This is a genomic window from Geodermatophilus sp. DF01-2 (genome assembly GCF_004571065.1).
Lineage (GTDB): Bacteria > Actinomycetota > Actinomycetes > Mycobacteriales > Geodermatophilaceae > Geodermatophilus.
The window spans coordinates 1-12,191 of sequence record NZ_SPQN01000105.1 but is presented as its reverse complement, the minus strand read 5'-3'; the positions used below and the strand labels follow the sequence as shown (position 1 = coordinate 12,191).

The 12,191-nt window shown below is 77.3% G+C and carries 15 protein-coding genes and 1 riboswitch; of the genes, 11 read left to right on the top strand and 4 right to left on the bottom strand.

What is annotated here, in order from left to right; translation table 11 throughout:
• The coding region (locus tag E4P41_RS19525; RefSeq protein ID WP_245177496.1) for a type II toxin-antitoxin system PemK/MazF family toxin at positions 1 to 593 on the top strand (593 nt) is incomplete at its 5' end.
• A gap of 117 nt (positions 594 to 710) precedes the next feature.
• Here E4P41_RS19525 and E4P41_RS19520 read toward each other — a convergent pair.
• The 4 genes from E4P41_RS19520 to E4P41_RS19505 form a co-directional block, all read right to left on the bottom strand.
• Positions 711 to 974, bottom strand: coding sequence for a hypothetical protein (locus E4P41_RS19520; RefSeq protein ID WP_135142900.1), 264 nt, complete (start codon positions 972 to 974; stop codon positions 711 to 713).
• Between the two features lie 141 nt (positions 975 to 1,115).
• Positions 1,116 to 2,183 carry an AbrB family transcriptional regulator gene (locus E4P41_RS19515; RefSeq protein ID WP_135142899.1) on the bottom strand — a complete coding sequence of 356 codons (1,068 nt, stop codon included), beginning with the start codon at positions 2,181 to 2,183 and terminating at the stop codon, positions 1,116 to 1,118.
• 133 nt (positions 2,184 to 2,316) lie between these two features.
• Positions 2,317 to 2,610: a transcriptional regulator gene (locus E4P41_RS19510; RefSeq protein WP_135142898.1), complete on the bottom strand. Its 294-nt coding sequence runs from the start codon at positions 2,608 to 2,610 to the stop codon at positions 2,317 to 2,319.
• Positions 2,607 to 3,032 (bottom strand): hypothetical protein, encoded by a 426-nt coding sequence (locus E4P41_RS19505; RefSeq protein ID WP_135142897.1) that lies wholly within the window; start codon positions 3,030 to 3,032, stop codon positions 2,607 to 2,609. Before E4P41_RS19505 ends, E4P41_RS19510 begins: the two co-directional genes overlap by 4 nt.
• 104 nt (positions 3,033 to 3,136) lie before the next feature.
• A riboswitch (cobalamin riboswitch) is annotated at positions 3,137 to 3,267 on the top strand.
• A 57-nt stretch (positions 3,268 to 3,324) separates the two neighbouring features.
• On the opposite strand from E4P41_RS19505, the gene E4P41_RS19500 reads away from it, so the two are divergent.
• From E4P41_RS19500 to E4P41_RS19455, 10 genes are all read left to right on the top strand, one after another.
• Complete coding sequence (locus tag E4P41_RS19500) at positions 3,325 to 5,316, top strand: putative cobaltochelatase (RefSeq protein WP_135142896.1); 1,992 nt, start codon at positions 3,325 to 3,327, stop codon at positions 5,314 to 5,316.
• 1 nt (position 5,317) lies between these two features.
• Complete coding sequence (gene cobO / locus E4P41_RS19495) at positions 5,318 to 5,932, top strand: cob(I)yrinic acid a,c-diamide adenosyltransferase (RefSeq protein ID WP_135142895.1); 615 nt, start codon at positions 5,318 to 5,320, stop codon at positions 5,930 to 5,932.
• A 100-nt stretch (positions 5,933 to 6,032) separates the two neighbouring features.
• Positions 6,033 to 7,415 carry a cobyrinate a,c-diamide synthase gene (locus tag E4P41_RS19490; protein WP_245177495.1) on the top strand — a complete coding sequence of 461 codons (1,383 nt, stop codon included), beginning with the start codon at positions 6,033 to 6,035 and terminating at the stop codon, positions 7,413 to 7,415.
• Positions 7,402 to 8,082, top strand: a complete 681-nt coding sequence (locus E4P41_RS19485; RefSeq protein ID WP_135142894.1) for an energy-coupling factor ABC transporter permease — start codon at positions 7,402 to 7,404, stop codon at positions 8,080 to 8,082. Before E4P41_RS19490 ends, E4P41_RS19485 begins: the two co-directional genes overlap by 14 nt.
• The gene (locus E4P41_RS19480) at positions 8,079 to 8,384 is read left to right on the top strand and encodes an energy-coupling factor ABC transporter substrate-binding protein (RefSeq protein ID WP_135142893.1); all 306 of its coding nucleotides are present in this window, start codon (positions 8,079 to 8,081) and stop codon (positions 8,382 to 8,384) included. The genes E4P41_RS19485 and E4P41_RS19480 overlap by 4 nt, the downstream gene beginning before the upstream one ends.
• Entirely contained in the window at positions 8,381 to 9,118 is a 738-nt protein-coding gene (cbiQ, locus tag E4P41_RS19475; protein ID WP_135142892.1) for a cobalt ECF transporter T component CbiQ, read from the top strand. Before E4P41_RS19480 ends, cbiQ begins: the two co-directional genes overlap by 4 nt.
• Positions 9,115 to 9,960, top strand: a complete 846-nt coding sequence (locus E4P41_RS19470; RefSeq protein WP_135142891.1) for an ATP-binding cassette domain-containing protein — start codon at positions 9,115 to 9,117, stop codon at positions 9,958 to 9,960. Before cbiQ ends, E4P41_RS19470 begins: the two co-directional genes overlap by 4 nt.
• A complete protein-coding gene (locus tag E4P41_RS19465) occupies positions 9,957 to 10,301 on the top strand; it encodes a cobalamin biosynthesis protein (protein ID WP_135142890.1) in 345 nt (114 codons plus the stop codon). Before E4P41_RS19470 ends, E4P41_RS19465 begins: the two co-directional genes overlap by 4 nt.
• Positions 10,298 to 11,356, top strand: coding sequence for an Rv2231c family pyridoxal phosphate-dependent protein CobC (cobC, locus tag E4P41_RS19460; protein ID WP_135142889.1), 1,059 nt, complete (start codon positions 10,298 to 10,300; stop codon positions 11,354 to 11,356). The genes E4P41_RS19465 and cobC overlap by 4 nt, the downstream gene beginning before the upstream one ends.
• A gap of 149 nt (positions 11,357 to 11,505) precedes the next feature.
• A partial coding sequence (locus E4P41_RS19455) for a nicotinate-nucleotide--dimethylbenzimidazole phosphoribosyltransferase (protein ID WP_245177494.1) occupies positions 11,506 to 12,191 on the top strand: 686 nt, incomplete at its 3' end.

Here is a 12,191-nt window from a genome sequence, read left to right as displayed (position 1 = left end):
CTGCACGAAGCGCACGCTGCCGGCGAGGCGCTCCCAGACCTCCTCCCGCCACGGGGTCCGGGCGGCCTTGCGCGCGGCGGAGCGGGCCAGCTCGGCGAAGTCCTCGTTCCCCCAGTCGCGGCGTCCGCGACCTCGCCGGCGGCCTCGACGGCGTCCGCGACCTCGCCGGCGGCGCCGACGGCGTCCGCGACCTCGCCGGCGGCCTCGACGGCCTCGACCTCACCTACCGCCCGCAGGACGACGGTGAGCCCGACCCCGGCGAGGTCGTGTGGGCGTGGGTTCCCTACGACGAGGGCGACGGACGGGGCAAGGACCGCCCGGTGCTCGTCGTCGGCCGCCGTGGTGCAGACCTGGTCGGCCTGATGCTCTCCAGCCAGGACCACGACCGGGACGCCGCGGACGAGGCCCGGTACGGCCGCACCTGGATGGACGTCGGCCGCGGCGCGTGGGATCCCCGCGGGCGCCCCAGCGAGGTCCGACTGGACCGCCTGCTCCTGCTGCCGCCCGGGTCGGCCCGCCGGGAGGGCGCGGTGCTCGGGAGCGCCGTCTTCGACGACGTGCTGACGGCCCTGCGCGCACTCCACCGCGGCTGACGGCGGTCGGCTCGGCCGCGCCCCTGGCCGAGGCCCGCAGCGAGACCGACGTCCGGCCGGCCCTCTGCAGGGCCCCGCCGCGGGCCTGCGAGCGGTGGGGGGAGCAGGGGTCCTTCTTCAGTCGGCGACGGACCGGTCGCGGACGGCCTGCCGCGGCCGCAGGTGGTAGACCCCGGCCTGCGGGCCCAGCGGGGTCAGGTCGTAGCGGTGCACGACCTTGGGACCACCGTGCAGGTGCACGTGGGTGATGGTCGGCAAGGGCTCCCCGTGCCGCGCCTCGCGGATCTCCACCCGCCCGTCGAGCGGGCCACCGACGAACAACAGCACCGCGTCCTGCGTGCCGGCGTCCGCGCCGGTCTGGTCCTCGGACAGCTCCCTCACCTCCCTCGCTCCCGGGCAAGGGTAGGCGCGCCCCGCGGCGGACGGTGACCCCGTCCGGCCGCCTCCCGGGTCCCGCCGCGAGCTCGCGAGGGGCGGGTGGAGGCGGTCTTCTACGGCGAGGGTGGGAGGACGGGTCCTTCCTCAGCCGGCCCCCGAGCGGCGCAGCCAGCGGGCGAGCAGCGGCGCGAAGAGCAGCATCACGAACAGCCGCAGCACCTGGACGGCGAGCACGAAGGTGGCGTCCGCGCCGCCGTCCTGGGCGGTCGCCAGCACCGCGTAGAGCCCGCCGGGCGTGGTGGCGAGGTAGGCGTCCAGCGCGCTGGCCTCGGTCGTGGCGGCGAGCACCGCGCCCAGGCCGGCCCACGCCGCGACCAGGCCCAGGATGACCGCGAGCGCCACGGGCAGCGCACGGCCGACGGAGCGCAGGCTGTCACGGGAGAAGTTCAGCCCGACCATCAGCCCGATGAGCAGGAACGCCGCGGTCTCCAGCGGCGCCGGGACGTGCGCCCCGCCCGACAGGCCGCCCAGGTCGAGCCCGGCCGCCACCAGCATCGGCCCCAGCACCGCGGGGACGGGGATCCGCAGCAGCCGGGCCAGCGGGACGCCGACCAGCAGGCAGGCCGCGGAGAACAGCAGCCCGGCCGGCCAGCCGGGGCCGGCGTCGTCCACCGTCGCGCCGCCGGACCCCGGCTCGGCACCGAAGACCGCCGTCGCCGCCACGGGCATGAGGACGACGATCAGCAGCACCCGCAGGTACTGCAGGACGGCGACCATCCGGTCGTCGGCGCCCAGCTCCCGGGACATCGCCGTGATGCCTGCCGCGCCACCGGCGATCGTCGCGAACGCGCCGGTCACCGGGCTGACGCCGGGCTGCAGGCCCATCACCAGCCCGGCCAGCACGCTCAGCACGAGGGTGCCGACGGTGACCAGCAGGACCGGCAGCCAGTCGCGGCCGATCGCGGCCAGCGTCTCCGGGTCGACCAGCGCTCCGATGGAGACGCCGACCAGCCCCTGAGCCGCCGTCGCGCCCGGGCGCGGGACGGCGAGCGCGCGGCGGCCGGCCAGGCCGCGCACCAGCCCGGCGGCCAGGCCACCGAAGAGGGACGGCGAGGGCAGGTCCAGGACGTCGAAGGCGAGGGTCACGGCGAGGGCGGCGGTCAGCACCAGCACCGCATCGGCCACCCGGGCGACCCGCCCCGCCTCCCCCACGCGCACCACTCTGCCGGGCGGCCCGGTCGGCCCCCTGCAGGGTCCCGCCGCGGCCCCGTCCCGGGCACCGCCCTGAGCTCGCGAAGGACGGGGAGGGCGGAGTCCTTCTCCGGTGGGGGAAAGGGGGTCTCTTTCAGCCGCCGGTGATCCGGCGCAGCTCGGCGACGTGCGCGTCGAACGCGGCCCGGCCCTCCTTCGTCAGCGCCAGGCTGGTGCGCAGCCGGGCGGCGCGGGTGGCCTTGTGCACCCGCACGTAGCCGGCCTCCTCGAGCTGCCTGACGTGCTTGGACAGCACCGAGTCGCTGACCCCGACCGTGTCGCGGACCGTGGCGAAGTCCATCGTGTCGACCGCGGCGAGCAGGCCGCAGACCTGCAACCGCGGCGGCGGGTGGATGACCGCGTCGAAGCGCGGCGCGACCGCGGTCACGGCACCGCCTCGCCGGCGCTCGCCGGTCCCGCGCCCGGCGGTGCTCCATCCGTGCGGAACCTCACGAGCTCGGTCACATCCCCTCGCGCAGCCTCGGCGACGTAGATGCGCGCCCACCACTGGTTCACCAGGACCAGGCCGATCCCGAGCACCGCGCCGGCGACGACCATCGCACCGCGCCAGTGGGACTCGACGGCGAAGCCGGCCCCCAGGACCGCCAGGACGACGACGACCCACACCACGATCGCCCGTCGCGTCGGACCCCGCCGGAACCCGTCCACCCAGAACCCGGTGAGCCGGCGGTACAGCGCCATCATCCCGCGGAGGCACAGGAGAAAGGCGGCCAGCGCCTCCCGGTCGGCCCGCAGCGCGTCGAGCTGTGCCGCGGCGGCGGCACGATCCGGAGCCTCATGGCTTTCCATGTCGGAAGGAGTGCCCGGCCGCTTTCCATTCCGTCAAGAGACAGGGGGCTGTCGGCGCGCCGGAGGGTCGTGGTCTGATGACCCGGCCACACGCGACGGCAGTGGAGGAAGCCCGGTGAGACTCCGGCGCGGTCCCGCCACTGTGACCGGGGAGTCCGACCCCACCTGGCGCCACTGACCCCGCGAGGGGCCGGGAAGGCCGGGGCCGGACGCTGATCCGGGAGCCAGGAGACTCCCGCCGTCGTCCCTGCCACCTCCGGGCGTGGACACCCGGGGAGAGGACGCGCACGACGTGACGTACCCCTTCGGCGCCGTCGTCGGCATGGACGACATGCGGCTGGCCCTGCTGCTCAACGCGGTCTCCCCCGCCGTCGGCGGCGTGCTCGTCCGCGGAGAGAAGGGCACGGCGAAGTCGACGACGGTGCGGGCGCTGGCCGCCGTCCTGCCGCCGGTGGCCGTCGTCGCCGGGTGCCGCTTCGCCTGCGACCCGGCCGCGCCGGACCCGGCCTGCCCCGACGGTCCGCACGACGCCGGAACTCCGGGGCACACCCGCCCGGCGCGGCTGGTGGAGCTGCCCGTGGGCGCCTCGGAGGACCGCGTCGTCGGCTCGCTGGACCTGGAGCGGGCGCTCACCGAGGGTGTGAAGGCCTTCGAGCCGGGGCTGCTGGCCGCCGCGCACCGCGGCGTGCTCTACGTCGACGAGGTCAACCTGCTGCACGACCACCTCGTCGACCTGCTGCTGGACGCCGCCGCGCTGGGCACCGCCTACGTCGAGCGCGAGGGCGTCTCGGTGCGGCATGCGGCGCGCTTCCTGCTGGTCGGGACGATGAACCCGGAGGAGGGCGAGCTGCGCCCGCAGCTGCTCGACCGGTTCGGGCTGACCGTCGAGGTGGCCGCGCCCCGGGACCCGGCCGAGCGGGCCGAGGTCGTGCGCCGCCGGTTCGCCTTCGACGCCGACCCGGCCGGCTTCGCCGCGGCGTGGGCCTCCGAGGAGGCCGGGCTGGCGGCCCGGATCGCCGACGCCCGCGCCCGGCTGCCGCACGTCGTCCTCTCCGACGACGCGCTGCGCCAGGTGACCGCCGTCTGCGCGGCCTTCGACGTCGACGGGCTGCGCGCCGACCTGGTCACCGCCCGTGCCGCGATGGCACACGCCGCCTGGTGCGGCCGGGATGCGGTGACCGAGGACGACGTCCGGGTGGCCGCCCGACTGGCCTTGCCGCACCGGCGACGGCGCAACCCCTTCGACGCCCCCGGGCTGGACGAGGAGACCCTCGAGCAGGCGCTCTCCGACGGCCGCCCCGACGACGAACCCGACCCGGACGACGGCGGCCCGAGCGGCGGTGACCCGAGCGGCGGCGCTCCTCCGCAGGACGGCCCGCAGGACCCCAGCGGAGTGGGAGGGGAACACGAACCGTCCTCGAGCGACTCCGCTCAGGGCGCGCCGGCGGCCGAGCGGGCCGCGGTGGCGCCCGCCGACCCGTTCCGCGCCCGCCACCTCGAGGTGCCCGGCATCGGGGCGGGTGCAGCCGGCCGACGATCGCGGGCGCGCTCCGAGCGAGGCCGCGTCGTCGGCGCGACCCGTCCCGACGGCAGGGTCACCCGGCTGCACCTGATCGGAACCGTGCTCGCCGCCGCGCCGCACCAGGTCGCCCGCGGGCGCACCGGCCCGGGCCTGCGCATCGCCCGCGAGGACCTGCGCCAGGCCACCCTCGAGGGCCGCGAGGGCAACCTCGTGCTGTTCGTCGTCGACGCCAGCGGCTCGATGGGTTCCCGGGCGCGGATGGCCGCGGTGAAGGGCGCCGTCCTGTCGCTGCTGCTCGACGCCTACCAGCGGCGGGACAAGGTCGGCCTGGTGACCTTCCGCGGCAGTGACGCCGAACTGACGCTGCCACCCACCTGGTCGGTCGAGGCCGCCGCGGCCCGGCTGCGCGAGCTCCCCACCGGCGGGCGCACCCCGCTGGCCGCGGGGTTGCTGCGCGCGCACGAGACGCTGCGGGTGGAGCGGGTCCGCGACCCGCAGCGCCGTCCCCTGCTCGTCGTCGTCACCGACGGGCGGGCCACCGGGTCGCGCGGCAGCACCGCGGTCGCCGACGCGCACGCCGCCGCCTCCCTGCTGGCCGCGGACGGGACGGCGGCCGTCGTCGTCGACTGCGAGACCGGGCCGGTGCGGCTGGGCCTGGCCGGCACCCTCGGGACGGCGCTCGGCGCGCAGACGCTGCGCCTGGAGGAGCTGGCTGCCGAGTCGCTGGCCGCCACGGTCCGCACGGCGAGGGAGGCGGCCTGAGATGCCGAGAGGGCAGGTCGCGGTCACCCCGGACGACGGGCTGACCACGAAGGCGCGGCGGAACCGGCCGCTGCTCGCCGTCCACACCGGCGAGATGAAGGGCAAGTCCACCGCCGCGTTCGGCATGGCGATGCGGGCCTGGAACCAAGGCTGGTCGATCGCGGTCTACCAGTTCGTCAAGAGCGCCAAGTGGAAGGTCGGCGAGGAGAACGCGCTGACCGCGCTGGGCCGGCTGCACGAGCAGACCGGCGAGGGCGGGCCGGTCGTCTGGCACAAGATGGGCAGTGGCTGGAGCTGGTCGCGCCGCCAGGGCACCGAGGTCGACCACGCCGCCGACGCCGCCGAGGGCTGGGCGCAGATCAAGCGCGACCTCGCCGCGCAGGCTCACCGCTTCTACGTCCTCGACGAGTTCACCTACCCGATCCACTGGGGCTGGGTCGACGTCTCCGACGTGGTGGAGACGCTCGTGCACCGCCCGGGCATGCAGCACGTGGTGATCACCGGCCGCAACGCCCATCCCGCGCTGGTCGAGGCCGCCGACCTGGTCGTCGAGATGACCAAGGTCAGGCACCCGATGGACGCCGGCCAGAAGGGCCAGCGGGGGATCGAGTGGTGACCGTCCCGTCGGCCCTTCCCCCGGCGAGATCGCCGATCTCGCACGCCTGGGCCGCTTCCACCGTGCGGGACCGCCGATCTCGCCGCGGGTGGGGGTCGTCATGGTGACCCTTCCGCGCGTGGTCGTCGCCGCGCCGTCGAGCAACGCGGGGAAGACCTCGGTCGCCACGGGGCTGGTCGCCGCGCTCACCGCCCGCGGGTTCGCCGTCTCCCCGCACAAGGTCGGCCCCGACTACATCGACCCGGGCTACACCGGCCTCGCCGCGGGACGGCCCGGGCGCAACCTCGACCCGGTGCTGGTCGGCGAGGAACGGGTCGTCCCGCTGTTCCTGCACGGGGCCCGTGGCGCGGACGTCGCGGTCGTCGAGGGGGTCATGGGCCTGTTCGACGGCGCCACCTCCCCGACGGTCGAGCCCGGCTTCGCCTCCACCGCGCACGTTGCCCGGCTGCTGCGCGCCCCGGTGGTGCTCGTCGTCGACGCGTCGGCGCAGGCGCAGAGCGTCGCCGCACTGGTGCACGGCTTCGCCACCTTCGACCCGACGGTGCGGCTCGGCGGGGTGGTGCTCAACCGGGTCGGCAGCGACCGGCACGAGGAGATCCTCCGCGACGCGCTGGGCGGCTCCGGCGTGCCGGTGCTGGGCGCGGTCCGGCGGCTGGCGGAGCTGGGGACGCCGTCCCGCCACCTCGGCCTGGTGCCCGCCGCCGAGCGGTCCGCCGAGGCGCTGGCCACGGTCGGCCGGCTCGGCGAGGTGGTGGCCGGCGCCGTCGACCTGGACGCCGTCCTGCGGCTGGCCCGCTCGGCCCCGCCGCTGGACGCCGTCCCGTGGGACCCCGCCGCCGAGGTGGAGGCCGTCCCGGGCCGGCCGCGGGTCGCCGTCGCCGGCGGGGCGGCCTTCACCTTCGGCTACGCGGAGAACACCGAGCTGCTCGAGGCCGCCGGCGCCGAGGTGGTGACCGTCGACCCGCTGCGCGACGAGGCGCTCCCCGAGGGCACGGCGGGCCTGGTGGTCGGCGGCGGATTCCCCGAGGTGCACGCCGCCGACCTCACGGCCAACGAGACGCTGCGGGCGGACATCGCCGCGCTCTCCGCGCGGAGTGGTCCGGTCGCCGCGGAGTGCGCGGGCCTGCTCTACCTGGCCCGCAGCCTGGACGGCGTCCCCATGTGCGGCGTCCTCGACGCCGACACGCAGATGTCCCCGGGGCTGACCCTCGGCTACCGCGAGGCCGTCGCGCTCAGCGACTCGGTGCTCGCCGCGGCCGGCACCCGCGTGCGCGGCCACGAGTTCCACCGCACCGTCGCCACGCCCGCCGCCGGGTCCACGCCGGCCTGGCGCTGGGCGGGCGGCGGGCCGGAGGGGTTCGTCTCCGGCAGCGTGCACGCGTCCTACCTGCACCTGAACTGGGCCGGCTCCCCGGCCCTGGCCGAGCGGTTCGTGGCCGCCTGCGTGGCCGTCCGGGGGGAGGCTGCGCGTGCACATCGCTGAGGGGTTCCTGCCGCCGGCGCACGCGGTCGGCTGGACGCTGGCCGCGGCACCGTTCGTCGTCCACGGCGCCCGCCGGGTGGCCACCGAGGTGCGCGAGCGGCCGGAGAACACGCTGCTGCTCGGCGCGGCCGGGGCGTTCACCTTCGTGCTCAGCGCCATCAAGCTGCCCTCGTTCACCGGCAGCTCCAGCCACCCGACCGGCACCGGTGCCGGCGCCGTCCTGTTCCGTCCGCCGGTCATGGCGCTGCTCGGCACGATCGTGCTGTTGTTCCAGGCGCTGCTGCTGGCGCACGGCGGACTGACCACGCTCGGCGCCAACGTGGTCGCGTTCGCCGTCGTCGGGCCGTGGGCCGGCTACGGGGCCTACCGGCTCACCCGCCGCGTCGGCGGCGGGCTGCTGCCCGGGGTGTTCGCCGCGATGGTCGTCGCCGACCTCGCCACCTACGTGACGACGGCGGCGCAGCTGGCCCTCGCCCTGCCCGACGCCGAGACCGGGATCGCCGGCGCGCTGGTGAAGTTCCTGTCGGTCTTCGCGCTCACCCAGGTGCCGCTGGCCCTCGGCGAGGGACTGCTCGGGGTGCTGCTGTTCCGGGCGCTGACCGCCAACGCCCGCCCGGAGCTGGAGCGCCTCGGCCTGCTGGCCCCTGCGCCGGAGCCGGCCCGGTGACCCGCTCCCGGCTGGTCACCGCGCTGCTGGTGCTGGGCGTCGTCGTCCTGATCGCGCTGCCGCTCGTGCTCGACGGCGGGACGTCGGAGTTCGCCGGCACCGACGCCACCGCCGCCGCGCTCGCCGAGGAGCGGGGCGCGCAGCCGTGGTTCGAGTCGGTGTTCTCGCCGTCGTCGGCCGAGGTGGAGTCGGGGCTGTTCGCACTGCAGGCCGCGCTCGGCGGAGGTGTGCTCGGTTACGTGCTCGGCCGGCTGCGCGGCCGCCGGCTGGCCGAGCGTTCTCGGGAGGACGGCGGGACGTGACCGGGCTCGCCGTCGACGACGCCGCCTGGGCCAGCACCTGGCGCCGTCGCTCCCCCGCCGACAAGCTGCTGCTCAGCGGCGGCCTGGTGGTGTGCGCGCTCGCCCTGCCGGCCTGGCCGGGCAGCGTGCTGGTGGGCCTCACCGCGGTGGTGCTCGCCCTGGGCCCGGCACGGGTGCCGGCCCGAACCTTCGGCCGCGCGGTGCGCTGGCCGCTGGCCTTCATCGCCGTCGGCACGCTGACCTCGGTCGTCACGGTCGGCGCCGACGGCCTCGGCTGGGCCCCGGACGCCGCCGCCCGCGCCGGATCCCTGGCCGGGCACGCGCTGGCCGGCAGCGCCGCGGTGCTCCTGCTGGCCACCACCACCCCGATGGCGGACCTGCTGCCCGAGCTGCGCCGGCTGCGGGTGCCGGCCGCCGTCGTCGAGGTCGCCGCGGTGACCTACCGGCTGCTGTTCGTGCTGCTGGCCGGCCTGCGCACCATCCGGGAGGCGCAGACGGCGCGGATGGGTTACTCGACGCTCCGCCACTCCTACCGCTCCTCGGGCGCGCTGGCCGCCGCGGTGCTCACCCGCTCCTGGGACCGCGCCCGCCGGATGCAGGAGGGCCTGGCCGGCCGCGGCATGGAGACCGGTCTCCGGGTGCTGCCCGAGGTGCTGCCGTCGTCCCGCGCCTTCCTCGCCGCCACCGCCGCCGGACTGGCCGCGCTGGTCTCGCTGAGCCTGGCCGTCGCATGACCCACCGCACGCTGACCGCCACCGGGCTGGTCGCCGGCTACGAGCGCGGCCGCCGGGTGCTCGACGGCGCCTCGCTGACCGTCCCGGCCGGGCGCCGGCTGGCGCTGCTGGGCGCCAACGGCTCGGGCAAGACCACGCTGCTGCGCTGCCTGTCCGGGGCGCTCGAGCCGGTCGCCGGCACGGTCGCGGTGGACGGGGCCCGGCTGCAGCACACCCGCCGCGGCCTGCGGGCGCACCGGCAGGAGGTCCAGCTGGTCCTGCAGGACCCCGACGACCAGCTGTTCAGCGCCTCGGTGGCCCAGGACGTCTCCTTCGGCCCGCTCAACCTGGGCCTGCCCGAGGACGCCGTCCGGGAGCGGGTGGCCGAGGCGCTGGCCCTGCTCGGGGTCGCCTCCCTGGCCGCCCGGCCGACCCACCAGCTCTCCTACGGCGAGCGCAAGCGGGTCGCCATCGCCGGCGCGGTCGCCATGCGCCCCTGCGTGCTGCTGCTCGACGAGCCGACCGCCGGGCTCGACCCGTCGGCGGTCGCCGAGGCGCTGGCGGCCCTCGAACGGTTGCGGGAGGCCGGGTCGACCGTCGTCATGAGCACCCACGACGTCGACCTCGCGCTGCGCTGGGCCGACGACGTCGCCATCGTCGTCGACCGCACGGTGGTGCAGGGCGCGCCCGAGGAGGTCCTGGCCGACGACGCGCTGCTCGAGCGCGCCCGGTTGGACCGCCCCTGGGCGCTGACCGTGGGGGCCCGGCTGCGCGACCTCGGCCTGCTGCCCGACAGCGCGCTCCCCCGCGACGCCGAGTCGCTGCTGGCCGCGCTGCCCGACCGGCCGGGGGTGCCGACATGACGGTCGTGGGCGTCGGCGCGCGGCCCGGGGTGAGCGCCGAGGAGGTGCTGGCCGCGGTGGACGCCGTCCTGCCCGCCGGTGCGGACGACGTCCGACTGGCCACCCTCGACGCCCGCTCGGTCGAGTCCGGTCTGGTCGACGCTGCCGCCTCCCGCGGCTGGCCGCTGACCGGGCACCCCGCGGCCGCGCTGGCCGCGATCCGGGTGCCTGCGCCGTCGGAGCGGGTGGCCGCGGTCGTGGGCACCCCGTCGGTCGCCGAGGCCGCGGCGCTGCTCGGCGGCGGGACGCTGCTCGTGGGGCGGACGGTGGTCGGCCGGGTCACCGTGGCGGTGGCCTCGTGACGGACCTGGACCACCACGGGGACGCCGAGCTCGCCCCGGACCTGGTCGACCTCGCCGTCAACGTGCGCGCGGGCACGCCGCCGCCGTGGCTGCGCGCCGTCCTGCACGAGGCCCTCGACGACGCCGCCGCCTACCCCGACGCCGCCCCGGCCCGCGCCGCGGTCGCCGCCGCACACGGCCGGCCGACCGACGAGGTGCTGCTCACCGCCGGCGCCGCCGAGGCGTTCACCCTGGTCGCGCGGGCGCTGCGGCCGTGCCGGGCGGTCGCCGTCCACCCGTCGTTCACCGAGCCGGAGGCCGCACTGCGCGCCGCCGGGCACCCGGTCGAACGGCTGCTGCTGGAGCCCCCCGGGTACCTCCTGTGGGGCGTCCCGGACGACGCCGACCTCGTGGTGCTCGGCAACCCGACCAACCCGACGTCGGCGCTGCACCCGGCCGGCGACGTCGCCGCGCTCGCCCGCCCCGGCCGGGTGCTGCTGGTCGACGAGGCGTTCGCCGACACCGTGCCGGGCGAGCCGGAGTCGCTGGCCGGGCGCCGCGACCTGCCGGGGCTGCTCGTGGTGCGCAGCCTGACCAAGACGTGGGGGCTGGCCGGGCTGCGGGTCGGCTACGCGCTCGGCCCGCCCGACCTGGTGGCCGCGCTGGCCGTGCAGCAGCCGCACTGGCCGGTGTCCACGCCCGCGCTCGCCGCGCTCGCCGCCTGCACCACAGCGGCCGCCCGCGCCGAGGCCGAGGCGGCGGCGCGGGAGCTGACCGCGAACCGGGCCGCGCTGCTGGCCGCCCTGCCTGCGGGGGTCGAGGTCGTCGGCACGCCACGGTCGTCGTTCGTGCTGCTGCGGGTGCCCGACGGCGCGCGGGTGCGGGAGCAGCTGCGCGCGCGGGGCTGGGCGGTGCGCCGCGGCGACACCTTCCCCGGCCTGGACGCCGACCACCTGCGGGTCGCCGTCCGCGACCCCGCCACCTCGGTGGCCTTCGCCGCCGACCTCGCTGCCATCCTGGACCCCGGGGCACCGGCGTTCCGGGACCTGCCCCGCCTCCCCGAGGAGATCCGCTGAGCCGCCCCACGACCCCACCCGGCCGCCACACTCCCCCGCCCGACGCCGCCCTCGCGCCCTTCGCCGGCACCCTGCTCGGCGAGACGATCGCGGCGATCGCGCCGCGCGACGCCGCGGCCGAGCGCGCCGCCCGTGACCGGCTGGACCGGATGACCAAGCCGCCGGGCTCCCTCGGCGTCCTCGAGGACGTCGCCGCGCAGCTGGCCGGCACCGCCGGCGTCTGCCCGCCGCCGCTGCCCACGCCCGCCGCCGTGGCGGTCTTCGCCGGCGACCACGGGGTGCACGCCCAGGGCGTCACGCCCTGGCCGCAGGAGGTCACCGCGCAGATGGTGGCCAACTTCGCCCGCGGCGGCGCCGTGGTCAACGCCTTCGCCGCGCAGCTGGGCGCCGACGTCGTCGTGGTGGACGTCGGGGTGGCCACGCCCTACGCCGTCGAGCCGAGCCCGGCACTGATGTCCCGCAAGGTCCGGTACGGCACCGCCGACCTCGCCGCCGGCCCGGCCATGACCCTCGAGGAGGCCCGGCGGGCCGTCGAGGTCGGCATCGAGGTGGCGACCGAGCTGGCCGCCGAGCACGGGTGTCTCGTCACCGGGGACATGGGGATCACCAACACGACGGCGTCGGCCGCGCTGGTCTGCGCGTTCACCGGCGCCGACCCCGCGGCGGCCACCGGCCGCGGCACCGGCGTCGACGACCCGACGCTGGCCCGCAAGGTCGAGGTCGTCGCCCGCGCCAACGCCCGCGTGCCCGAGCGGCCGACGACGCCGGAGGCGGCGCTGGCCGTGCTCGCCGAGGTCGGCGGGCTCGAGCACGCCGCGCTCGCCGGGTTCGTGCT

Bases quoted from the DNA above. Each gene is read 5' to 3' on its own strand.
- E4P41_RS19490 (WP_245177495.1), top strand. From the start codon at position 6,033: ATGGTGACCCTTCCGCGCGTGGTCGTCGCCGCGCCGTCGAGCAACGCG.
- E4P41_RS19465 (WP_135142890.1), top strand. From the start codon at position 9,957: ATGACGGTCGTGGGCGTCGGCGCGCGGCCCGGGGTGAGCGCCGAGGAG.
- E4P41_RS19470 (WP_135142891.1), top strand. From the start codon at position 9,115: ATGACCCACCGCACGCTGACCGCCACCGGGCTGGTCGCCGGCTACGAG.
- cobO (WP_135142895.1), top strand. From the start codon at position 5,318: ATGCCGAGAGGGCAGGTCGCGGTCACCCCGGACGACGGGCTGACCACG.
- E4P41_RS19505 (WP_135142897.1), bottom strand. From the start codon at position 3,032: ATGGAAAGCCATGAGGCTCCGGATCGTGCCGCCGCCGCGGCACAGCTC.